This is a genomic window from Oceaniserpentilla sp. 4NH20-0058 (genome assembly GCF_040371755.1).
Classification (GTDB): Bacteria; Pseudomonadota; Gammaproteobacteria; order Pseudomonadales; family Oceanobacteraceae; genus Bermanella.
The window spans coordinates 85,937-106,459 of the sequence record NZ_BAABWE010000010.1 but is presented as its reverse complement, the minus strand read 5'-3'; the positions used below and the strand labels follow the sequence as shown (position 1 = coordinate 106,459).

Here is a 20,523-nt window from a genome sequence, read left to right as displayed (position 1 = left end):
TTAGATATCATCCAGCAATGTATCCATGCCGGATTCAATACCGTCAGTGGATTCCAAGTCAGACAGTACTTTATCAATATCCATATTAATGGCTTTAGCAATGGCCACAGGGAAGCCATCTAAGATTTCTTGAGCGCTAAGAGAAGCTTTGTTGCTGGTATGAATATACAAAGCTAAATGTGTTAAACCCGCTAAAGGTTCATCATCGTCGGAGTATTCTGTTTTAGTGTGTCCACGAATACCATCAGCGATTTCTTCTGGAAATTTCCAGCGTTTGGCTAGCTCAGCCCCTACGTCAGCATAGTTGTAGCCAAGCATGGCGTTTTCAGTTGCAACTAGCTTGCCACCGGCTTCAACGGCCGCTTGGATTTTTTTACTTTCCTCAGGAATTACTAGTCGAATTAGTAGCTCGCCAATACTGTGTAGCATGCCACAAGTGAAGGCGGTTTCAGGGTTAATTTTACAATAAGGGGCAAGCCATTTAGCTGTTGCTGCAATTGCAAAGTTATCACTCCAAAATGCTTTACGATCAAATCCTTCAGGGCTTTGCATGGCACCTGTAATGCCTGATGCCAGCACTAACGTGCGCAAAGTAGAAAACCCTAATAAAACCGAGGCATCTGTCGTGCTTGAAATAGTACGGCTGACACCGTAATGGGCGCAGTTAGCCAGTCGTAATACCTTAGCGGTGAGTACTGGGTCTAGGCTGATTTTTTTGGCGATTTCGTCCATATCAAAATCGGCTTGATTAAAGGTGTCAATGAGTTCTTGTACAACCTTTGGAATATTGGGAAGGCTCTGACCATGGTCAAAAAGGTCTGCTAAATTCATGATGACGTCCAATCCGTTACTGTCTTATGTTAAAGCTTAGGTCACCCCAGATTGCTTTGCGAATACAGAGTGAGATTTAGATAAAAATCGCTATCCACCCTGTTAGAATAGTCCAAAATAGTTAGAGCGGAGAAAATCCCATGGCAAAAATTGGTTTTATTGGCATTGGTCTAATGGGTCTGCCTATGTGTAAGCGGTTACTTACTGCTGGTGAATCATTATGGGTATATAACCGCAATGAGGCTAAGTGTCAGCTTTTGGTTGAACTGGGTGCCCAACAAGCAGATTCAATAGAATCCCTAAGCCAAGTTGTGGATATCATTATGCTTTGTGTGTCTGATACTCAAGCGGTGCAAGCGGTGGCACAGGCTATTTTTTCTGCACTAAAACCGGATCAAGTTATTGTGGATTTTAGCTCAATAAGCCCTGATGCCACTCAGGAGCTTGCACAGCAGGCCAATGCTAAAGGGGCCCACTGGGTGGATTGCCCTGTATCCGGTGGCGTGGCCGGAGCACAGGCGGGAACCTTAGCCATGATGGCAGGCGGCAATGGGCAAGTTATACAGCAATTAGAGCCAGTTCTAATGAATCTAGGACAAAGACTTACACACATGGGTGAAAGTGGTTCAGGGCAAACCACAAAAATCTGCAATCAAATGATTGTCAGTTGTAATGTATTGGTGCTGGCAGAAGTTATGGCCATGGCTAAACGAGCAGGGGTTGATGCGACTAAAATTCCGCAAGCACTAAAAGGAGGGTTTGCAGATAGTACGCCTTTACAGCTTACAGGTACTCGCATGGCGGTACAGGATTTCGATGAAATTAAGTGGCATGTAAAAACATTACTTAAGGATTTAGACATGGCTAATTTACTGGCAAAAGAGCTGGGCAGTGCCATCCCCATGGCAGGCCTAGGGGCTGAATTAATGCGCCAACACGCCAGTAAAGGCTACGCTGAACAAGACCCAGCCACCTTTGTTGCCATGTATGAATCCATTAATAACACACCTAAATAGGGGGCCTGTATGCGTTTAGGAGCCAATTTAACCTTATTGTTTACAGAAGTGCCTTTACTTGAAAGGTTTCAAGCGGCAGCAGATGCTGGTTTTAAGACCGTCGAAATTCAGTTTCCTTATGAAGAAAATCTGGAGGCCCTTGTTGAAGCAAAACAACAATCGGGAGTGAATGTATGTTTAATTAATGTGCCAGCTGCAGATTTAATGAGCGGCGGGGAAGGACTTGCGTGTGTGCCCGGAAAAGAAGCCGAATTTGAACAGGCCTTACAGCAAACTTTGCATTATGCTCAAGCTTTAGGTGTAAAAAGGGTCAATGTTCTGGCTGGGCGTTGCCTATATGAAGGCCAAGAAGCTGTTTATTTAGACGTGTTCAAACGTAATTTGAAAAAAGCCGCTGACTTCATGCAGCCACATAATATTTTAGTGACATTTGAAGCGGTTAACTTAAAAGACATGCCTAGTTTTTTAATACACAACACTGAACAAATGCTAAGCATAATGGCAGAACTCAATCACTCGAATATTAAGATGCAATATGATATTTATCATATGCAAATTATGGATGGTAATGTAGATGAGACATTAACACACCATGCCGAAAAAATCGGACACATACAGTTTGCGGACGTTCCCGGGCGCTCAGAGCCATTAAGCGGAAATTTAAATTTTCAGCGCATATTTAATGTAATAGAACAAAGCCATTATCATGGATTTGTGTCTGCTGAATATCGCCCCAGCCAAGGCAATACCAAAGAAAGTCTACAGTGGATGAATACACTTGATTTAAAATTTCTAATGCAAATAGTGAAGCAAGATTAAGCCTAAAGTTTTGTTAAATCGCGCCGCTATTATTAATAAGCTTGAAGGAATAAGTGTAAATTTCAGGGGTTTCCCTAAACGTAGTTACAAATGGATATTTGTAGTCACTCTGAGTGACACTGCAAAACAGGAGAGCGCCCACAGGGAAAGTAGAATCCACTTTATTTATTAAAGTGGATTCGGCGCAGTATTTTAAGCTTTCTTAAAAATTAAAATCACATTATTCGCTGGAAGATTTAAACGTTCTAAAAAAATTAGGCCAGCACCCTTTGCAATTTGTTTTAACCAATCTAACTCTTTAATGCCTGCCAACGGATTAATATCTTGTTTGAGCCAATTATCTAATGCTTGATTGCCTTCACTGGTAAATCCGTGTTCATTAATAGGTCCATAACAAAATAAAAGACCTTCTGTATTTAACACTTGGCTAAAGCCGTTAAATACGTTTTTAGCACTTTGCTCATTGACAAAATGCAATAAATTGGCGCAATACCCATAATTAAAGTGAGTAAGCTCTTTACTCCATAGCAAATCACTCACATCTAATGGTATAGGTTTATGCAAATTAGCGAGCTTGGCTTCACAGACCCATTGCTGAGAAAGCTGAATCTGACTTGGGTGCTCACTTAAGTGCCACTGAATATGAGGCAGTCTACTTGCTAAATAAACACCATGTTGGCCAGTGCCACAAGCCAGTTCTAATAAGTGGCCTTGGGGTTTAAGCCAAGGACTCATAGCCTGAAAAATAGGGTCTTGGTTTCTAAGGCAGGCTGGGTTTTCGGGTTTTACCATAGTTGGAATCTAATATTCGAGTTTTAAGTGAGTTTGGGCTAAATTATGGCGGGTTTATAGGATGATCAAAAGCGGTAAAAGGTTATAATCCATCCAAATTTTTCGAATGAGAGGACATTATGTCACATACGGTATTAATTACAGGCGCCAATCGAGGAATAGGATTATCCCTAGCTAAGCAATATGTTGAACAAGAATGGGAAGTTATTGCGGTTTGTCGTGAAAGCTCTGATGAGATAGAAGATCTTGCAGATTTGGTCATCAGCGGCATCGACCTATCACAAGATGACGCTATGGACAGTGTGTTACAAGTGTTAGAGCTGGCTCAAGGACCTGAATTTACATTAGATCTGTTGATTAACAATGCTGGCTTATTTAAAAATGAAAGCCTTGATAGTATGAGCTTCGATCAAATTCGTGATCAGTTTGAAGTCAATACCCTTGCGCCATTAAAAGTGACACATGCATTAATACCTTTATTCAAAGAAGGCTCAAAAGTTATCAATATTACCAGCCGCATGGGCAGCATTGAAGACAACACCAGTGGTGCATATTACGGATACCGTGCTAGTAAAGCCGCATTAAATGCGTTTACCAAGTCGTTAGCTGTGGATTTAAAACCAAAAGGTGTTGCTGTCGCTGTGGTGCACCCAGGATTCGTACAAACACGCATGGTAGGCTTTAACGGTGACCTCACACCAGATGAATCAGCGGCTGGGATTATTAAACGTGCAGAGGAATTGAATATAGAGAACAGCGGTGGTTTTTGGCATTCTAACGGCCAATCCCTCCCTTGGTAGCTTTTAAGCTATTGCGCATACTAATACGGCGTTAAAGAAAAAATAAAACTTAGTAATTTATGAATTTATAAACTTCTACGTATTATTTTTTCTTTTCCTTGTCTTAGCTTCGCTCATGGTGCTTAAAAGGTTTGGAAATATTGATTACTCAAACCAATAAGACTTTTAAGTAACAACAATCGGTAGAAACAATGAACATCGAAAAAGATAAAGTGGTTTATTTTCACTACACATTAACCGGTGAAGACGGTAAAGCATTTGAAACCAGTACAAATAGTCACCCTATGACGTTTTTGTTTGGCCACGGTAATATTTTACCCGCCCTAGAATCAGAATTTGAAGGCAAGAAAGAAGGGGATCAGTTTCAAGTAACTTTAACCCCAGATCAAGCCTATGGCCATCGTAGTGAAGAAGGCATGCAACGCATCCCAATTAAACACTTGGCCACAAAAGGCAAGCTACAAAAAGGCCAAGCGGTTAAGGTGAACACGGATAAAGGCATGCGGGATGTCACCATTGTAAAAGTGGGTAAATTCAACGTAGACGTAGATACAAACCACCCATTAGCGGGTTTAACCATTACATTTGATGTAAATGTTGAAGAAGTGCGTGAAGCATTGCCCGAAGAGTTGTCCCATGTGCATGTGCACGGAGTTGGTGGTCATCACCACTAGGGTCTAGCTTACTTGTTCTAACTGCGTTAAAAAGGCCATTAAATATCGTTATTTATAAATTATAAACGCCTCAATTTAATGGCCTTTTTGCCTTGTTATAACGTCGCCGCAAACGCCCCTAGCTTCATATTATTTTTGAACTGTATCTCGTTGGTATATCTACTAATGACCCATTAATGACGGGACTAATATAACTGTTCTAACTAACTTCTAGTGATTGAAGAAAAATATGGTGTACTCGAAAAAAGTATTATTGCACGCTGCTAGAGTTACATTTTCTCATATGGTTTTGTTGGTTACCGCTATAGGTGTACCGATGATCTACTTCAATAGTGAGTTTGAATTAAGTGAAAAAATTGGACTTTTTGGACTTTTACTTATCATACTTTGGATGGTGTATTTTCTAATGAATATGTTATTTCATAGGCTTAGTTTAAGGAAACATGGTGCACTTGAGGCATATTTAAGAAAGGATGAAGTCGAGGGGGGGGAGAACTAGGTACTTATTTTGAGGGTAGGTAGTTCGGCGCTTTCTGATCCTTACCAATTCCTTTATTTCTATTTCATCATCTGATCTACTACTGGCTTCGATTTACTATTAATTTGTTCGGTATGCCTGACCTACAAACAACTCACGATCAACTAAAACAAGCGTTAAAATCTAAACGCGACCAGCTCACTGATACTCACAGTACCCGTTTGCACCGTGCTATTTCTTGGCTAAATTGTGCAGCCCAGCAGCAAGATGACTTGGACTTACAGCTTATCAGTTTGTGGATTGCCCTTAACGCCTGTTATGCCGTTGACCAAGGTGGCAGTGAATCTTTAGCGGAGCGATTTGCGTTTCAAGGGTTTATCGAAAAACTGGTCAGTCATGATGAATCTAAGGCGATTTATGCATGTTTATGGGAAACCTACTCAGGCCCAGTGAAAGCACTGATTAAAAACCCCTATGTGTACGGTGGTTTTTGGCAAGTTAAGCGTGAAGACCCAAACAGCGAAAAATGGAGAGAAGGATTTAATCGGTTAAGTGTCGAAGCGTTAAATCATCTAAGCCGTCAAAATGTTCCTGAATTATTGGGGATTGTATTAGATAGACTATTTGTCCTGCGTAATCAGCTTATCCATGGAGGGGCTACCTACCAAAGCCAAATCAACCGCGAACAAGTCCAAGATGGTGCGCAGCTGCTATCCAGTCTAGTGCCCATCATGATTGAGATTATGCTGAATGCGGAATCTGAGGATTGGGGGAGTATTTATTACCCCGTACTTAAAGATTAAGCTTCTTATAGTGGGATAAACTTCGCGATTTTAATAGATTGTTCTTGATTTCAGATCAATTACGAACAATATTGCCATTCTTTGAGCATGTTCAGCCAAATAGGCTTAATTTGTGTATGCTTCTATCCATCAAATAAGAAAATACCCTAGGCAGTATTCATGAATGCAACAGAACGCTTAAAAGCTGAAAAATCAGCCCTCATTAAAAAGTATGCAAATCGTAATAACGGCTTTGCTTTGTACCAAACTCTTTCCACCATTATTCCGTATTTTGCCTTGTTCTATTTGGCCATTGAGCTGCAATCGGTATCTTACTGGTTAAGTGGTTTATGCATCTTTTTACTGATTATGTTCATCATGCGCGTGTTTATGATGATGCACGACGCAGGCCATGGTTGTTTGTTTGTCACCCCAAGGCAAAACAGCATCGTGGGTTTCATTATGGGGGTACTGTGTGGTGTACCCGAATATGTATGGTCAAAGCACCATGCTTATCACCATGCCACTAACGGTAATTGGAGCAAATACCGTGGCCCATTAGCGGTACTTTCAAGCGAAGAATTTTCTAAGCTATCAGAGAAAAAGCAAAAGTCTTATCAAAATAGTCGCAATATCCTATTGGCCCCACTTGCTGGATTTATGTATTTTATTTTTACTCCAAGGTTCACTTGGATCAAAGGCACCATTCAATTTGTTATTTACGCGGTTAAGCATTTATTGGTCAGCCCGAAACAAAGTTGGAAGCAATCCGCTGAATTATTCGAAACCAATTATTGGGCTGATTGGAAAGAGTACCGCCACATGGCGGCCAATAATATTGTGCTAATAAGTTTAATTGTGGCGGGCTGTGTATATTTTGGTTTTGTTCCGTTTATGACAGTTTATTTGATTGCCCTGTCCGTTTCTGGTGGTTTGGGCATTATTTTGTTCACTATTCAGCATAACTTTGAAGATTCGTATGCGGTGGGTGATGATGTATGGGATTACAATACGGCCGCTATTGAAGGCACCAGCTATTTTGATTTACCGCGCATCTTGCATTGGTTTACCGCTGATATTGGTTATCACCACGTGCATCATTTATCAGCTCGAATTCCTAATTATAAGCTTAGGGAATGTCATGAAGAGTATGTGGATTTATTTAAAGACGTACCGACGATTAGATTAAAAGATGTGTTTAAATCCTTTCAGTACATTTTATGGGATGAAGCCAGTGGTCGTATGATTACGGTTGAACAATTTCACCAGCAATATGCTCAACCGACCCCTAGCGAAACCTAAGATTAGGTTTTGCTACTTTTCTTCTTCGGTGTAATCTCTTAATTCATGAAAGCGTTGCAAAACCGTTTGCATCGCTTCCATTTTCTTAACTAATTCCGTTAATTTAATCTCAAATGTCTGATCGTCCATTTCAGGAAGGGTTTTAAAGTCTTTGTCGAGTTCTTCAACATAGGGTAAAAAGCGATTACCTTTGGCTTTAAATGGAGCATTCTCTGGGAAAATAGATTGGAACTTAGCCATATTAGTTTTGGTTAGGTCTTCTAGAATTTCATCGGCCTGTAAAGCAAACGGAATAATGGCTTTAAGTGCTTCTTCAATACGTAGATGTAACTGGTTGTCGCTCATGGTCGGCCTGTGGGCAATTTAAATCCCTCAGTTTACTGGATTTAATGAGAAAGATAAAAAGCCAAGTTGTCTTGGCTTAATTGTATTTATTCGTTAATGATTTCGAAGGTAAGTCCGCTTTTATCAATTAGCCTTTGAATTAAGTCATCTTGATAAATAGTGGCAGGGGTCCAAAAGCCGCCGGATTTATCCTGTTTTGAAATATTCGCTAAACACACGGCTGCTTGGCCTAACATTTTGGCGGTGCAGCCGTAACCCGGGTCGCGATCCCCTGTGACTTTCACACTGAGTTTTTTACCGCTTTGAGTTTTACCCACAAAGCGATATTCAAAACCGCCTTTCAGTTGTTCTTCTGGGGTTGGGCCTTCACCGGGCTTTGGCAGGATGAATTTTTCTAATATCCAGCGAGTAGGGCCAATTGCAGCCATCACCATGAATACACCTAGCCCCCACCCCATGTTGCGTGCACGGCTTTTGCCTTTACCGCCGCGGCCCATGAGCATGGCTTCGCTGTAGGCAAAATCGTCACCGTATGCATTGCCTGATAGTGCGTTTGAGCGGTGCACAACCCGTGTATTAATGGCCGCCATTACAAACGGCCCTAGCCATTGCTGGAAGTCTTCGTCATAAATGGCACCGTTCACGTTAACTTGGCGGCGTGTAAATCCATGGCCGCTAGGGCAAACGCTATAAGGATTTTTTAGTTCTTTTCTTAGGGCGGAGTCTTTAGCGGCTTCTTTGACGATATTCACCATGCTAGCAACGGTGCCGCCACTGGCACCGCCTTTTAATTTAGCTACACCCAGTTTAACTTCAGTACAAGGTTCGCCGAATTTGGCTTGTGCCTGTTGCTGTAAAAAATAGACACCCAAGTCAGAAGGGATGGAGTCAAAGCCACTGCAATGAACAATACGCGCTCCCTTTTGTTTGGCGGTGGTTTCATATTTATCTACCATGCGCTTGTACCATTGTACCTCACCGGTTAGGTCACAATAATCAACACCGTTTTCGACACAGGCTTTTACTAAGGGTTCGCCGTATAAAGCATAAGGGCCAACGGTAGAAATAATCACCTTGGTTTGTTTTACCATGGCTTCTAGTTGCTGAGGGTCGGCGGCATCGGCAATGATGTGTGGAATGTTGTGGGCCTGATGCGCATCTTTTAAGGCGTTTAATTTGGTTTCGCTGCGCCCAGCCATAGCCCAAGTGACACCTTGGCTGTCGGGGTATTGTTCCATCATATAAGCGGTGAGTATGTTGCCAACAAAGCTGGTGGCACCAAATAGAATGATGTCGTATTGAGGGGTGCCCATAGAGACCTCGAGTATGAGAATGTTGTTATTTTAATTTAGCAACAATACTGACTAACTAAAGGCCAATTGCAACCCATTTTATGCTTAAAAAGTAAACATTAATTGTGTTTTAGTGAATTGTTAGAATTTCATAACTTAGGCCAGACGCTAATTTACAGTTATCTTCGGCGTACAGCCCTAGTAATGCTTGAGTTAATGGACTCATAGGGGACACAACCTGAATCGTACGTGCCCCTAGCTGTATGTGGTTGCCACCACCACAAGGTGCTAAAAATACGCAAAGTGGTTGATTAGTCTGAGTATTCAATAGCTCAACGACGGCCCCTAGATAGATAGGGTCATCTTCACAATAGCTTTTAACCTTCATATGATGGAATTGGCTAATTTGATCTTGGAGTTCCTCGATGCGCTTTGCTTGTCCTTCAGCGAGGTAAGCGTGCTCAAGTCCCAAAGTATCATACTGTGTTTCTGCTTTGCTTTGATCATGGGTTGCCCCTTTATGGGCTTCTTCAGCGGCGGCCGTGGCGTGGCTTAAGGATTCGGTTAGCTGTTGTATGATCTGTGCGATTAACTGCGTTTTATCCATGAGCAAATTTTATGATAGTAAAGATGACATATTAGCGCATGTTGCAAAAACAAGGGAGTTTTCTTAGCGCAAAACCAATCCGCAATACGTCACCTTAAAAATAACACCAGAGCACCAAAGTTAGGGCAGACCCTGAGCATTTACTTTTTGTGATCATGATTACCGATGCTCTGTTGTGCCCAATACCTTTTTTGATTAAGCAGATACACAGATAGTGGGTCTACAACGGGTTAAAAGAGGCGCAATGGTGCTCATAGGTAAGGCATCCTGTATGATGTGACATCCGAGCGAAGTAGGTCTAGCTTGATGGTTTCATACACATGAGCGACAAGAGTATGTGTTTGCTGAAGAATAAATTGCAAAATGAATCAAAATGCTGAAATAACAATTGGGCTTGGGCACATTGAACCTAAACAAGGGTTTAATATTTGTGTGTATATTGCTAATCGCCCGCCCATGGAACCCTATGATCTTCTTGATCATATGTCGCCTATGGGTGCAGGAGAGATAGCCTCTATTGCCGCTTTTACAGGGAACCATTGGCGTAAAATTTTTAATGTCTATGCCAAACTTATGTATGAGTTTACTCAGCAAGCGACGAGTTCAACTGGCCTTAAATTAACCAATCTTGAGCCCGTTAAACCCATCCAAAAAGCAGTTAGTTGGCAGGCCTATCGTGATGAAACATTACTACAAATTGGTTCGCAAACTGCACTGTTGTTTACGCCTCCAAATCTTAGCGCCAAACATACTCTGCATATCATTATGGGAAAAGGCCACGGCGAGGCTTTAGGCTTTCCAATAGACCCTGTTCATGTCATATCCAATGAGCACAGTGATTTTGCGTGTTATACACAAGAGGGGGTCATTGTGTGTCCTTATTTTGATTATCGGCAATTAAGTAACATTAAAATTACGGCTTTAGCGGGCATTATGTTGAACGTGATCAAGCAAAAACAATTAGGGGAGAAATAGTTAATGACGTTATGGGTAGTCCTTGGAGTTTTAGTGAGTTTGGCCGTGATAGTGGTGTTAAGACCGCTTTGGATCATGAACTACTTAGCCCCAAGAGGGCACTGTAAGCGTATTAAAGACCTGCCATACGCCCGTGATAGTCGGCATAATCTAGATATCTATGTACCCAAACAGCCTAATAGCCAAGACATCATCGTTTTTATTCATGGCGGCGCTTGGGATACAGGGCATAAAAACGAATACCAGTTTGCAGGTTTAGCTTTATCTGAAATGGGCTATACCACAGTAGTGCCTAATTATCGTTTGTATCCAGAAGTACGATTCCCCCAGTTTATCGATGATGTGGCTATTGCCATTGCCAGCTTACCTAAACACTTTACAGCACAAGGAATTAGCCAAAATCAACCTTTGAATATCATTTTAATGGGGCATAGTGCAGGGGCGCACACGGCGGCTATGTTAACCAGTGACCCTCAATATTTAAAACAAGCCGGCGCCAATGTGTCGATTAAAGCCACAATCGGTTTAGCAGGCCCTTATGACTTACCCTTAGATGACCCGCTAGTAGTGGGTAAGTTTGACGGCGTAAATTTACATGACATTAGCGAAGCACACATTGATATTGGCCATGAACATAATGCCCATGAAGCCAACCCAATAAATCTTGCCCATGGCAATATGCCGCCAGTTTGCTTGATTCATGGAGAAGCAGACGAAACCGTTGGGCCATACCACTCAGAGCGGTTCAGTAAAGTACTTAAACGATTACAGGTGCCATGTGAACACATCACCTATACTGGCACTAATCACCGCTATTTGGTGGGTGGCTTATCGATATTTGGTCGTTTCCTCAACCCTGTATTTAAAGATGTAAAAGCATTTATACAAGGGTTACAACATTTGAATGATTAGGCTGATAACAGGATCATCTAATGACGTTTATTATCAAGCCAATACCCGTTAAACTTTAACTCAGTCAAAAGCATCATTAAGGATAACAACATGCTCACCATGCTTGCGAATCTGTTTAAAATTTTAAACAGTGACTCGTCACCAGCCCAAATTGCATTAGGGTTTGCCTTTGCTTTGTTTATCGGTTTAACCCCATTTTTCAGTCTGCATAATTTTTTAATTTTATTTTTGGTATTTGTGATTCGTGTGAACCTTGGTGGGTTCTTTTTAGCCAGTGCAGTATTTACATTATTAGCTTATTTATTGGATCCAGTGTCCGTTGAAATAGGCGAGCAATTACTGAGTCACCCAGAACTAATTGACACATGGACACAGTTATATCAAAGCGACATGTGGCGCGGATTCAAATTTAATCACACGTTATTAATAGGCAGTGTGGTGCTTGCAAGTATTTTATTTTTACCCGTATTTATTATTTTTACCGTATTGATTCGGATGTACCGCATAAAACTTATGGCATGGTTTGAAAAACTAAAAATCGTTAAATTTATAAAAGCCAGTAAGTTCTATCAAGCATACGAAAGATTAGGAGCCTAACATGACAAAATGGATTCGTTGGTCAGGCCTGTTTGGCTTTATAATTGTTGTGACACTGATTGCTTGTTTTTGGTTGTTTGCAGCAGGCCCATTAACTAAGCTTGCCATAGAAAAATTTGGTACAGATGCGCTGGGCGCAAAAGTGGACGTGGCTGATGTTAAGTATGGTCTAAATCCGTTAACTATTACCATAACAGGTGTTCAATTAACGGATAAAGACGCTCCGATGGAAAACATTATGAGCTTTGATTCAGCGGTTGCGAATATTGAACCATTCCCACTGTTATTAGGTAAAGCGATTATTCCTGAGCTAACGCTGGATGGTGTGGCAACCGGTACGCAACGTAATGTTTCCGGAGCCATTGCGCAATCCCAGACAAAAGATGATGAGCAAGAACAACCAAGCACTGAGAGTAAACCCAATGAGCAATCAGAGAAAACAGTAGAAACACCTTCCTCAAATACCTTACCTAGTGCCGATGAAATTCTTGCAAGAGAGACTTTACTTACAGAACAGCGTGGTAAAGCGTTTGAAGACGCTTATCAGTATCATGGCAAAACCATCGAAGATGCAGTTGCAAAACTACCGGATGATAAAGCCTTAAAAAGTTATGAGACTCGATTAAACGCCATTTTAAAAGGCAAGTTTAAAGACATAGACGATTTTAAGCAGCGCAAAAAAGAGTTAGATGCTTTAAAAGCCCAATTTAAACAAGATAAACAAGCAATAAAAGACGCAAAACAAGCGATAAGTGACGGCAAAAGCGACCTAAAAAGCAAATTTAAAGGTTTGAAAAGTGCACCGGGTGAAGACTTTAATAATATTAAATCGAAGTACACATTAGATGGTGCTGGAGCCAGTAATTTAACCGCCTTATTATTTGGTGAAGATGCTGGAGGATATGCTGAAACCACATTAGAGTATTATGAAAAAGTACGCCCACTACTAATAGATGAAGAAGCCAAAGCAGAAAAACAAGCCCTAAAAGAAAAGCGCTTAGATGGACGATTTATTCACTTTGAAACCGACCGTCCACAACCAGACTTTTGGGTTAAAACCTTACGTTTCACCATGGATCTGCCTGCGGTAAATGAACAAACTGGCTCTTTAGGGCAAATGGCAGTGGAAGTATTGGATATTACTCATCAGCAGAATGTGATTAAACGTCCAACGGTAATCAACGCTAATGGCGTAAATTTAACTACCATTGAGTCCATTGAATTTAAAGCCGTGATTGATCATAGAAAAAAACCGGGCAAAGACAGCTTCACGTTAGTGGTGGATGACTGGAAAGTTCGAGAGGCCAAACTAGGCCTAGCTGGCTTGGTATTAGATTCAAGTTTATTAGATGTTAATGCTCAAGGGCAGTTAATAAAAGGTGAGATGGATATAACAGGTACTGCTGTGTTTAATCGCTCTCAGTTTAGTAGTAAAGATCGTACTGTATTGGCTAAAGAATTAGTTGGCGCATTAAAAACGATAAATACGTTTGATGTGAACGCCACAGCAAAAGGTAAATTTAGCGGCCCCAAAGTAAGTATAAACAGTGACTTAGATAGACAATTAAGTGATGCTTTTAATGCACGTATCAAACAAAGACAAAAAGAGCTGGAAGAATCACTTAAAAGAAAGCTTGAAAAGAAACTGCTTAGTTTTGCAGGGGATTACCAAGACAAGCTGAAAGAGCTTGATCTCACAGAGGGCAGTCTTTCTGATGCAGGTAAAAAACTTGAAAGCTTAGCTAAGTCTGAAATATCCAGCTATGAAGATCAGCTTAAAGCAGAAGCAAAAGCGAAAGCAGATAAAGAAAAAGCCGCAGCGAAAGCTAAATTAGAAGCAGAAAAAGCCAAAGCAAAAGCTAAGGCGGATGCAGAAAAAGCCAAGGCCAAAGCCAAAGCCGATGCTGAAAAAGCAAAAGCGAAAGCGAAGGCCGACAAAGAGAAAAAAGAATTAGAGAGAAAAGCCAAAGAAAAACTGAAAAAGCTATTTTAAATATAGGTTTAAAAATGCCCGCTAATAAAGTGGGCATTTTTTTAGCGGATAAGCTTTATTCTAATTAATGGTATTTCATGTTACCTCTTATTTATCACCCTAATTACTCTTGCGACTTTCCGGAAAACCACCGTTTTGTAATGAGCAAGTTTGTGCGCTTATATGATTATGTGGTTTCAAGTGGGCTGGTTTCACACGATAATTCAAATGTATTTGTGCCAGAAAAAGCCAGTATTCAGGATCTATCGCTCGTTCATGACAAACAATATTTAACTGAACTTGCAAATAACACTATGGAGCCTAGAGCTTGGCGACGTATTGGATTACCTTGGAGTGAGGGGTTAATTGAACGCACATTTACTGCGCCAAATGGCACATTGTTGGCGGCCCGTTTAGCATTGAAATTTGGTATGTCCAGTCATTTAGCGGGCGGAACACACCATGCACACAAGGATTTTGGTTCTGGTTTTTGCTTAATTAATGATTTAGCTTACACAGCAGTAAAACTGCTAGATAATAAAGAAGTGAGCAGTGTTTTAATTTTTGATTGTGATGTGCACCAAGGTGATGGTACAGCCGCAATGCTGAAAAACATAGACGGCGCATTCACTTGTTCAATTCATTGTGAGAAAAACTTTCCGTTTCGTAAACACAAAAGTAATTTAGATGTGGGTTTAGATAAGCACACCGAAGATGATCTGTATTTACAGGTAGTATCGTCCACTCTGGATTCATTACTAAATAAGCTTAGCCCTGACCTTGTTATATATGATGCTGGAGTCGATATCTGGCAACATGATGAGCTTGGTCACTTAGATATAACACTGCAAGGTATGCAAAATAGGGATGAACGTGTTTTAACTGCGTGCCTATCACGACATATCCCCGTCGTTACCGTAATTGGCGGTGGTTATGATAAGGATCATCAACGGTTAGCTCAACGCCATGGTCAAGTAGTCGAAGTAGCATCAGGGCTGTACCATCAATTTTTTTGAATGGTTAATACATGCACTATTAAATTTCTATTAATCTATTATACTTAATATTATGCATGTACATGTAATGCAACAGTAAACACCTTATTAAAAAAGCATGTGTTAGGGGGGAATAATGAGCATCAGCCATTGCTATAACTTAAAGCTGCGACAAGCAAGCCGTGTTTTAACTAGCCATTATGATGCCTATTTGCGGGATGATGGTCTAACCGTCACCCAGTTTTCGATACTACGCTCCTTGTGGTACCTGAAAAGTACTTCGCAAAAAGACTTACAGGAAGTGCTAGTACTTCAACAAACAACCCTTACACGCAATTTAAAACCATTACTTAGAGATGGTTATATTCAAATCACCCCTTCAGCGGCGGATGGGCGAATTAAGCTAGTATCGTTAACAGATACGGGCAAAACACTGTTCCAAAGCTCTCGAAAGAAATGGAAAAAAGCCCAAGAAAGCCTTTCAAATCAGTTAGGTAGCCAATTAAGTGAACAGTTGATATCCGTGGCTGACGCGATCATAGCATTAGATTAAATATAAAATGGTTGAAATCAGCCATAATATATTGTTAGATGATATTTATATGTAATTACATGTAAATATAGGCATGTAATTAATTTAATCGGCATGTTTTTTTTGAATAATACATGTATATACATTAATTGGATGAGGATACCAATATGAATGACAATGTAGATAAGTCTTGGAAATTGCTTGGTGTGAGGCGGCCGTGGCTTGTGGTACTCATGGGCTTACTATTGATGGCGGCTTTAATGAGTGGTATCGGGAAAATTTATAAAGATACCAGTTCAGATGCGTTTTTATCTGCGGATAATCCCGCCTTGTTGTATAAAAATAAAGTGCGAGAAATATTTGGGTTAAGTGACCCCATGGTCATTGCCATTAAAGACGCTTCAAATGATGGTGTATACAACACAACTACATTGAATTTAGTTGCTAACCTGACTGAGCAATTTAATAACTTAGAATGGGTAAATGCAGAGCGCACAATCAGTCTGGCCACTGAAAATAATATAGTGGGCTCTTCTAGTGGGTTAGAAGTCACCCCCTTTATGGAACTGCTTGAAGATGGCAGCCCCAGTGATATCCGTGAAGCGATTCAAGACTTCCCTTTATATGATGGCATGTTGGTATCAAAAGATGGAGCCATGACGGTTATCGTATTAGAAGTTTATAACGACACAATGGCCGAAGCCACATATGAAGCCGTCATAGATATTACGAAAAAAGTATCTAAGCCCGTTGATGTCACATTTCACGTTGCAGGAGAAGGCGCCGTACTGGGTTTCTTAGGTCATTATATAGATCGCGACGCCAGCAGATTAAATCCATTGGCAGGCCTTATTATCACCATCATGTTGATCGTTGCGTTTCGTCGTTTATTGCCAGCGTTATTAGGAAACGTGGTGATTGCGGCTTCAGTATTGATGACAGTTGGATTCATGGCATACAGCGGTGTACCGTTTTTTGTTATTACTAATGCCATGCCTGTCATTTTAATAGGAATGGCTGTGGCGGATTCTATTCACATTTTGAGCCATTATTATGAGTGTCAGGCTCGTCATCCCTCTTGGTCTTTGAAGCAGTGTATTAGTGAGTCTGTAAACGTCATGTTTCGTCCGGTCACTCTTACAACATTGACCACGATTGCAGGCTTTTTAGGTTTGTATGTCTCTGCTTATATGCCTCCGTTTCAATATTTTGGGCTATTCACTGGGTTTGGAGTGATGGTCGCTTGGGTATACTCCATTTTTTTATTGCCTGCATTAATCACCTTAATGAAACCAAAAGTCAGCAAGCGTTGGGTTAAATTAGAAAGTGAAAGTAAGAGTGATTTATTTTCTAATGTTATTTCTGCATTCGGTAATATGGCCACGTCGAAACCTAAGGTCACTGTGTCAGTTTTTGCGATCATCCTTGTAGGGGGAAGTATTCTTGCCACTCAGTTAAGAGTAAATGAAAATCGTATTAATACATTTCATAAAGATGAAGCCATTTATAAAGCCGATACAGCAATTAATGCACACCTAGAGGGAACTAATATAATTGATATTGTAATTAGCACTCCATCAGAAGAGGGTATTTTTGAGCCTGCCGTGTTAGCCAAAATGGCTGATTTACAAAAATACGCAGAATCACTTGAGTATGTTAACGGCTCCACATCAGTTGCTGATTATTTAATGCAGATGAATAAGTCCTTGAACGAAGGAAACGCCTCTTTTTATTCTATTCCGCAAAATAAAGAGCTCGTGGCTCAATATTTTTTACTCTACAGTGCCAGTGGTAATCCAACGGATTTTGAAGAAGAGGTTGACTACGATTATCGCTTAGCAAATATTCGCTTAAATTTGGATACCTCAGAATTTGTTAAAACCAAACCCATTATCGAATCCCTGCAAACGTACATTGACCAGTCTTTTGATTCTGAGCTAGCAACAGCCAGTTTGAGTGGGCGAGTTAATGTAAATTATCACTGGATTAAAGACCTTGGGCCAAGTCACTTTATAGGCGTACTGATTTCATTGATTTGTGTATGCCTTGTATCTGCCGTTCTATTTCGCTCTTTGTCGGCAGGCCTCATGGCAACAGCACCCGTCGTATGCTCTATTTTAGTGGTGTATTCAGCCATGGTTATTTTAAATATTGATTTGGGTATTGGTACATCTATGTTTGCCAGTGTTGCCATTGGCTTGGGGATTGATTTTGCGATTCATACACTAGAGCGTATGAAAACATTAGTAGAAGATGGCACGGTGAATATTCAAGAAATGTTCACCGAATTATACCGCTCAACTGGTCGAGCCTTATTGTTTAACTATCTAGCCATCGCATTTGGTTTTGGTGTGCTGATGACCTCTAAAGTGGTGCCACTCACACACTTTGGCACCATTGTGGTGTTATCTGTCACTATGAGTTTTATCGCCGCGATGACGTTACTACCGGCCTTGGTCATGTTATTAAAACCTAAGTTTATTTTTACAAATAAATCCCATGAAATAGTGCAAGGCGTTTCACCAAAAATAACCAGTGGCAGGGCCGCTAGTGTGTTACTACCAGTCATGGCACTGGGCGCGTTATTAACCTTAGGTTTGACGGTAACTGATGTTCAAGCCATGGATAAAACGGATGCATTAGAAGTGGTGAATCATATTAATAGCGTTGATGACGGATTACAGGTAACAAGTAATCTATCTATGCTTTTAGTGGATAAACGCGGTAAAGAACGAAATAGAGAAACCATTAGTTATCGAAAATACTTTGGTGATGAAAAGAAAACTGTCTTTTTTTATACGTTACCAGCTAATTTGAAGGGAACCGGTTTCCTCACGTTCGATTACCCAGACCCAAAAGTAGACGATGATCAATGGCTGTATTTACCTGCGTTACGTAAAGTACGCCGTATATCTTCATCAGACAGAGGTGATTATTTTATGGGAACGGATCTTACTTACGAAGACATCAAACAAAGTGATCGTTTAGAGATTCAAGATTATGACTTTGAGCTGAAAGGTAAAGAACCTGTTGAAGTGGATAATCAAATTATTCAAACCCATGTATTACAAGCCACACCAAAAAATAAGGATATAGCCAAAGAACTTGGTTACGGGAAATTATTGATTCGCGTGAACCCTGAAAACTGGGTTGTGGTTAAAACCGATTATTGGAACCCAAAAGGCAAACACTTAAAAACAGCCATAACTTCTGATATTCGAAAAATAGATGGCATTTGGACCAGACATATAAGACAAGTAAAAAACCATCTGACGGGACACCAGTCAACGTTTGTATTTTCAAATGTGGATTATAAAAAGACAATTCCTGACCGCCTATTTTCAAAGCGTGCCTTAGTACAAGGTATTTAAATTAAAGGTAATTTGGCCGGCTCGTGTGGGCAGGCCACCTTTTAATCTTTTTATGTTAGATATGAAATAGCAGGAATTGACAACATGTTGTTACAATTATCAAATTTTAAAATAAACTTGTTATCTGTTGTTTTGATCATACACAGTGGTTTATCTCATAGTGATTTATTAACCGATATCGAATCAGAGATTTCCTACAGTGAACCCCAAAAAAGTGTGACAAAATCAGATGTAAAACTAAAAATGGAGTGGAGTCAAAGCCTAGAAAATGGCATTAATATAAAAGTGATACCTCAGCTTTTATTTGATTATGACTCTAAGTTAGATGGCTCTTCACTCAATCGTTACGAAAGAACCGATAATTATGCTCGCTTAAATGGCCCAGCCTACGAAGATAAAAATCATCGCCTAGAGCTGCTAGAGGCGTATGGGGGTTTATGGCTGGGCAATACCTCAATTCGTTTAGGTAAGCAGCAAGTGGTGTGGGGGCAAGCGGATGGACTTAAAGTATTGGATGTTATTAATCCACAAAATTATCGTGAGTTTAACCTCCCAGACTTTGAAGACTCCAGAATTCCAACATGGATGCTGAATTTGCAGCATGCCATTGGCGAAGATGCAACGCTACAGCTTCTGGTTATTCCTGATTTAACGTTCAACGAATTGGCTGATTCAGGCTCTCAGTTTGCTATTACTTCTAAAGAAATGGTGCCTCAGCCTGTACCAAGCGTACCGGTTCAATTGGTGGATACGCAACGCCCTAGTAATGAGGCAGAAATAGGACTGCGCTGGTCCGCTTTTATTGATGGCTGGGATGTAACGGCTAACTACTTCAATTATTACCAAGATACACCAGTTGTATACCGAGATTTAATCGGTTCAACGGTTTGGGTAACCCCTACCTATGAAAAAAGTCAATTAGCAGGTTTTTCTGCTAATACAGCTATGGGGAACTGGGTCTGGAAAATTGAAATGGGTTTTATTAAAGACAATTACTTTTTACAAAATGATATTTCAAATTCAGGTATACAAAAAAGTGATGAGTTAGCTTCTGTTTTTGCGTTTGATTATCACGGTTTTTCTGATCTTATGGTGAGCTATCAGTTTTTCAATAGTACGATTTTAGATTATAAAAATAGCGTGGTGCGTGAAAAAAATAGTACTAAGCATACGTTACTATTCAGAAAAAATGCATGGAATGAAACCCTAGAACTTAAGCTTTTCATGTTATTAAACTCTGATTATAACGATGGGCAAGCTCGGTTTAAAACTACTTATAAAGTTAGCGATAACTGGTCAGTTTTTTCTGGAGTAGATTATTTTTATGGTGATGAGCACGGTCCGTTTGGACAATTTAAGCAGGCCAGTCGTGTAAATCTAGGTTGGCAAGTGACATTTTGATTCAATCAAATGGCTGTACAGGAGATAAAC

The 20,523-nt window shown here is 40.4% G+C and carries 19 protein-coding genes; 14 read left to right on the top strand and 5 right to left on the bottom strand.

Annotation, left to right across the window (positions count from 1 at the left end; all coding sequences use genetic code 11):
• Window positions 1–831, bottom strand: a complete 831-nt coding sequence (locus ABWV45_RS13435; RefSeq protein ID WP_353352231.1) for an HDOD domain-containing protein — start codon at window positions 829–831, stop codon at window positions 1–3.
• A gap of 140 nt (window positions 832–971) precedes the next feature.
• Here ABWV45_RS13435 and ABWV45_RS13430 point away from each other — a divergent pair, with 140 nt between their 5' ends.
• On the top strand, window positions 972–1,847 hold the full coding sequence (locus ABWV45_RS13430) for an NAD(P)-dependent oxidoreductase (protein WP_353352230.1): 876 nt from the start codon (window positions 972–974) through the stop codon (window positions 1,845–1,847).
• 9 nt (window positions 1,848–1,856) lie between these two features.
• Window positions 1,857–2,666, top strand: coding sequence for a hydroxypyruvate isomerase family protein (locus ABWV45_RS13425; RefSeq protein WP_353352229.1), 810 nt, complete (start codon window positions 1,857–1,859; stop codon window positions 2,664–2,666).
• Between the two features lie 192 nt (window positions 2,667–2,858).
• On the opposite strand, the gene ABWV45_RS13420 is transcribed toward ABWV45_RS13425, so the two are convergent.
• Window positions 2,859–3,458 carry a DUF938 domain-containing protein gene (locus ABWV45_RS13420; RefSeq protein WP_353352228.1) on the bottom strand — a complete coding sequence of 200 codons (600 nt, stop codon included), beginning with the start codon at window positions 3,456–3,458 and terminating at the stop codon, window positions 2,859–2,861.
• 119 nt (window positions 3,459–3,577) lie between these two features.
• On the opposite strand from ABWV45_RS13420, the gene ABWV45_RS13415 reads away from it, so the two are divergent.
• The 4 genes from ABWV45_RS13415 to ABWV45_RS13400 all read left to right on the top strand — a co-directional run bounded on the left by ABWV45_RS13415 (window position 3,578) and on the right by ABWV45_RS13400 (window position 7,494).
• Window positions 3,578–4,258 carry an SDR family oxidoreductase gene (locus ABWV45_RS13415; RefSeq protein ID WP_353352227.1) on the top strand — a complete coding sequence of 227 codons (681 nt, stop codon included), beginning with the start codon at window positions 3,578–3,580 and terminating at the stop codon, window positions 4,256–4,258.
• 191 nt (window positions 4,259–4,449) lie between these two features.
• A complete protein-coding gene (locus tag ABWV45_RS13410; protein ID WP_353352226.1) occupies window positions 4,450–4,932 on the top strand; it encodes an FKBP-type peptidyl-prolyl cis-trans isomerase in 483 nt (160 codons plus the stop codon).
• Window positions 4,933–5,544: 612 nt separating this feature from the next.
• Complete coding sequence (locus ABWV45_RS13405; protein ID WP_353352225.1) at window positions 5,545–6,213, top strand: hypothetical protein; 669 nt, start codon at window positions 5,545–5,547, stop codon at window positions 6,211–6,213.
• Between the two features lie 159 nt (window positions 6,214–6,372).
• On the top strand, window positions 6,373–7,494 hold the full coding sequence (locus ABWV45_RS13400) for a fatty acid desaturase family protein (RefSeq protein ID WP_353352224.1): 1,122 nt from the start codon (window positions 6,373–6,375) through the stop codon (window positions 7,492–7,494).
• 12 nt (window positions 7,495–7,506) lie between these two features.
• Here the strand turns inward: ABWV45_RS13400 and ABWV45_RS13395 are convergent, their stop codons facing one another.
• The 3 genes from ABWV45_RS13395 to ABWV45_RS13385 all read right to left on the bottom strand — a co-directional run bounded on the left by ABWV45_RS13395 (window position 7,507) and on the right by ABWV45_RS13385 (window position 9,738).
• Window positions 7,507–7,839 (bottom strand): hypothetical protein, encoded by a 333-nt coding sequence (locus ABWV45_RS13395; protein ID WP_353352223.1) that lies wholly within the window; start codon window positions 7,837–7,839, stop codon window positions 7,507–7,509.
• An 86-nt stretch (window positions 7,840–7,925) separates the two neighbouring features.
• Window positions 7,926–9,152, bottom strand: coding sequence for a saccharopine dehydrogenase family protein (locus ABWV45_RS13390; protein ID WP_353352222.1), 1,227 nt, complete (start codon window positions 9,150–9,152; stop codon window positions 7,926–7,928).
• Between the two features lie 109 nt (window positions 9,153–9,261).
• Window positions 9,262–9,738: a hypothetical protein gene (locus ABWV45_RS13385; protein WP_353352221.1), complete on the bottom strand. Its 477-nt coding sequence runs from the start codon at window positions 9,736–9,738 to the stop codon at window positions 9,262–9,264.
• Window positions 9,739–10,101: 363 nt separating this feature from the next.
• Between ABWV45_RS13385 and ABWV45_RS13380 the strand changes: the two genes are divergently transcribed.
• The 8 genes from ABWV45_RS13380 (at window position 10,102) to ABWV45_RS13345 (ending at window position 20,493) form a co-directional block, all read left to right on the top strand.
• Complete coding sequence (locus ABWV45_RS13380; RefSeq protein ID WP_353352220.1) at window positions 10,102–10,713, top strand: DUF6942 family protein; 612 nt, start codon at window positions 10,102–10,104, stop codon at window positions 10,711–10,713.
• Window positions 10,714–10,716: 3 nt separating this feature from the next.
• Window positions 10,717–11,625: an alpha/beta hydrolase gene (locus tag ABWV45_RS13375; protein WP_353352219.1), complete on the top strand. Its 909-nt coding sequence runs from the start codon at window positions 10,717–10,719 to the stop codon at window positions 11,623–11,625.
• A gap of 90 nt (window positions 11,626–11,715) precedes the next feature.
• Window positions 11,716–12,222 (top strand): TIGR03546 family protein, encoded by a 507-nt coding sequence (locus ABWV45_RS13370; RefSeq protein ID WP_353352218.1) that lies wholly within the window; start codon window positions 11,716–11,718, stop codon window positions 12,220–12,222.
• Between the two features lies 1 nt (window position 12,223).
• The gene (locus ABWV45_RS13365; protein ID WP_353352217.1) at window positions 12,224–14,215 is read left to right on the top strand and encodes a TIGR03545 family protein; all 1,992 of its coding nucleotides are present in this window, start codon (window positions 12,224–12,226) and stop codon (window positions 14,213–14,215) included.
• A gap of 77 nt (window positions 14,216–14,292) precedes the next feature.
• Complete coding sequence (locus ABWV45_RS13360; protein ID WP_353352216.1) at window positions 14,293–15,210, top strand: histone deacetylase family protein; 918 nt, start codon at window positions 14,293–14,295, stop codon at window positions 15,208–15,210.
• 115 nt (window positions 15,211–15,325) lie between these two features.
• Complete coding sequence (locus tag ABWV45_RS13355; RefSeq protein ID WP_353352215.1) at window positions 15,326–15,742, top strand: MarR family winged helix-turn-helix transcriptional regulator; 417 nt, start codon at window positions 15,326–15,328, stop codon at window positions 15,740–15,742.
• Between the two features lie 146 nt (window positions 15,743–15,888).
• The gene (locus ABWV45_RS13350) at window positions 15,889–19,092 is read left to right on the top strand and encodes an outer membrane lipoprotein-sorting protein (RefSeq protein ID WP_353352214.1); all 3,204 of its coding nucleotides are present in this window, start codon (window positions 15,889–15,891) and stop codon (window positions 19,090–19,092) included.
• Between the two features lie 84 nt (window positions 19,093–19,176).
• Window positions 19,177–20,493: a DUF1302 family protein gene (locus ABWV45_RS13345; protein ID WP_353352213.1), complete on the top strand. Its 1,317-nt coding sequence runs from the start codon at window positions 19,177–19,179 to the stop codon at window positions 20,491–20,493.
• Window positions 20,494–20,523 lie beyond the last annotated feature (30 nt).

Coding starts and splice junctions, on each gene's coding strand:
- ABWV45_RS13355 (WP_353352215.1), top strand. CDS start 15,326: ATGAGCATCAGCCATTGCTATAACTTAAAGCTGCGACAAGCAAGCCGT.
- ABWV45_RS13420 (WP_353352228.1), bottom strand. CDS start 3,458: ATGGTAAAACCCGAAAACCCAGCCTGCCTTAGAAACCAAGACCCTATT.
- ABWV45_RS13385 (WP_353352221.1), bottom strand. CDS start 9,738: ATGGATAAAACGCAGTTAATCGCACAGATCATACAACAGCTAACCGAA.
- ABWV45_RS13350 (WP_353352214.1), top strand. CDS start 15,889: ATGAATGACAATGTAGATAAGTCTTGGAAATTGCTTGGTGTGAGGCGG.
- ABWV45_RS13395 (WP_353352223.1), bottom strand. CDS start 7,839: ATGAGCGACAACCAGTTACATCTACGTATTGAAGAAGCACTTAAAGCC.
- ABWV45_RS13425 (WP_353352229.1), top strand. CDS start 1,857: ATGCGTTTAGGAGCCAATTTAACCTTATTGTTTACAGAAGTGCCTTTA.
- ABWV45_RS13380 (WP_353352220.1), top strand. CDS start 10,102: ATGAATCAAAATGCTGAAATAACAATTGGGCTTGGGCACATTGAACCT.
- ABWV45_RS13405 (WP_353352225.1), top strand. CDS start 5,545: ATGCCTGACCTACAAACAACTCACGATCAACTAAAACAAGCGTTAAAA.
- ABWV45_RS13370 (WP_353352218.1), top strand. CDS start 11,716: ATGCTCACCATGCTTGCGAATCTGTTTAAAATTTTAAACAGTGACTCG.
- ABWV45_RS13390 (WP_353352222.1), bottom strand. CDS start 9,152: ATGGGCACCCCTCAATACGACATCATTCTATTTGGTGCCACCAGCTTT.
- ABWV45_RS13430 (WP_353352230.1), top strand. CDS start 972: ATGGCAAAAATTGGTTTTATTGGCATTGGTCTAATGGGTCTGCCTATG.
- ABWV45_RS13375 (WP_353352219.1), top strand. CDS start 10,717: ATGACGTTATGGGTAGTCCTTGGAGTTTTAGTGAGTTTGGCCGTGATA.
- ABWV45_RS13400 (WP_353352224.1), top strand. CDS start 6,373: ATGAATGCAACAGAACGCTTAAAAGCTGAAAAATCAGCCCTCATTAAA.
- ABWV45_RS13365 (WP_353352217.1), top strand. CDS start 12,224: ATGACAAAATGGATTCGTTGGTCAGGCCTGTTTGGCTTTATAATTGTT.
- ABWV45_RS13410 (WP_353352226.1), top strand. CDS start 4,450: ATGAACATCGAAAAAGATAAAGTGGTTTATTTTCACTACACATTAACC.
- ABWV45_RS13415 (WP_353352227.1), top strand. CDS start 3,578: ATGTCACATACGGTATTAATTACAGGCGCCAATCGAGGAATAGGATTA.
- ABWV45_RS13345 (WP_353352213.1), top strand. CDS start 19,177: ATGTTGTTACAATTATCAAATTTTAAAATAAACTTGTTATCTGTTGTT.
- ABWV45_RS13360 (WP_353352216.1), top strand. CDS start 14,293: ATGTTACCTCTTATTTATCACCCTAATTACTCTTGCGACTTTCCGGAA.
- ABWV45_RS13435 (WP_353352231.1), bottom strand. CDS start 831: ATGAATTTAGCAGACCTTTTTGACCATGGTCAGAGCCTTCCCAATATT.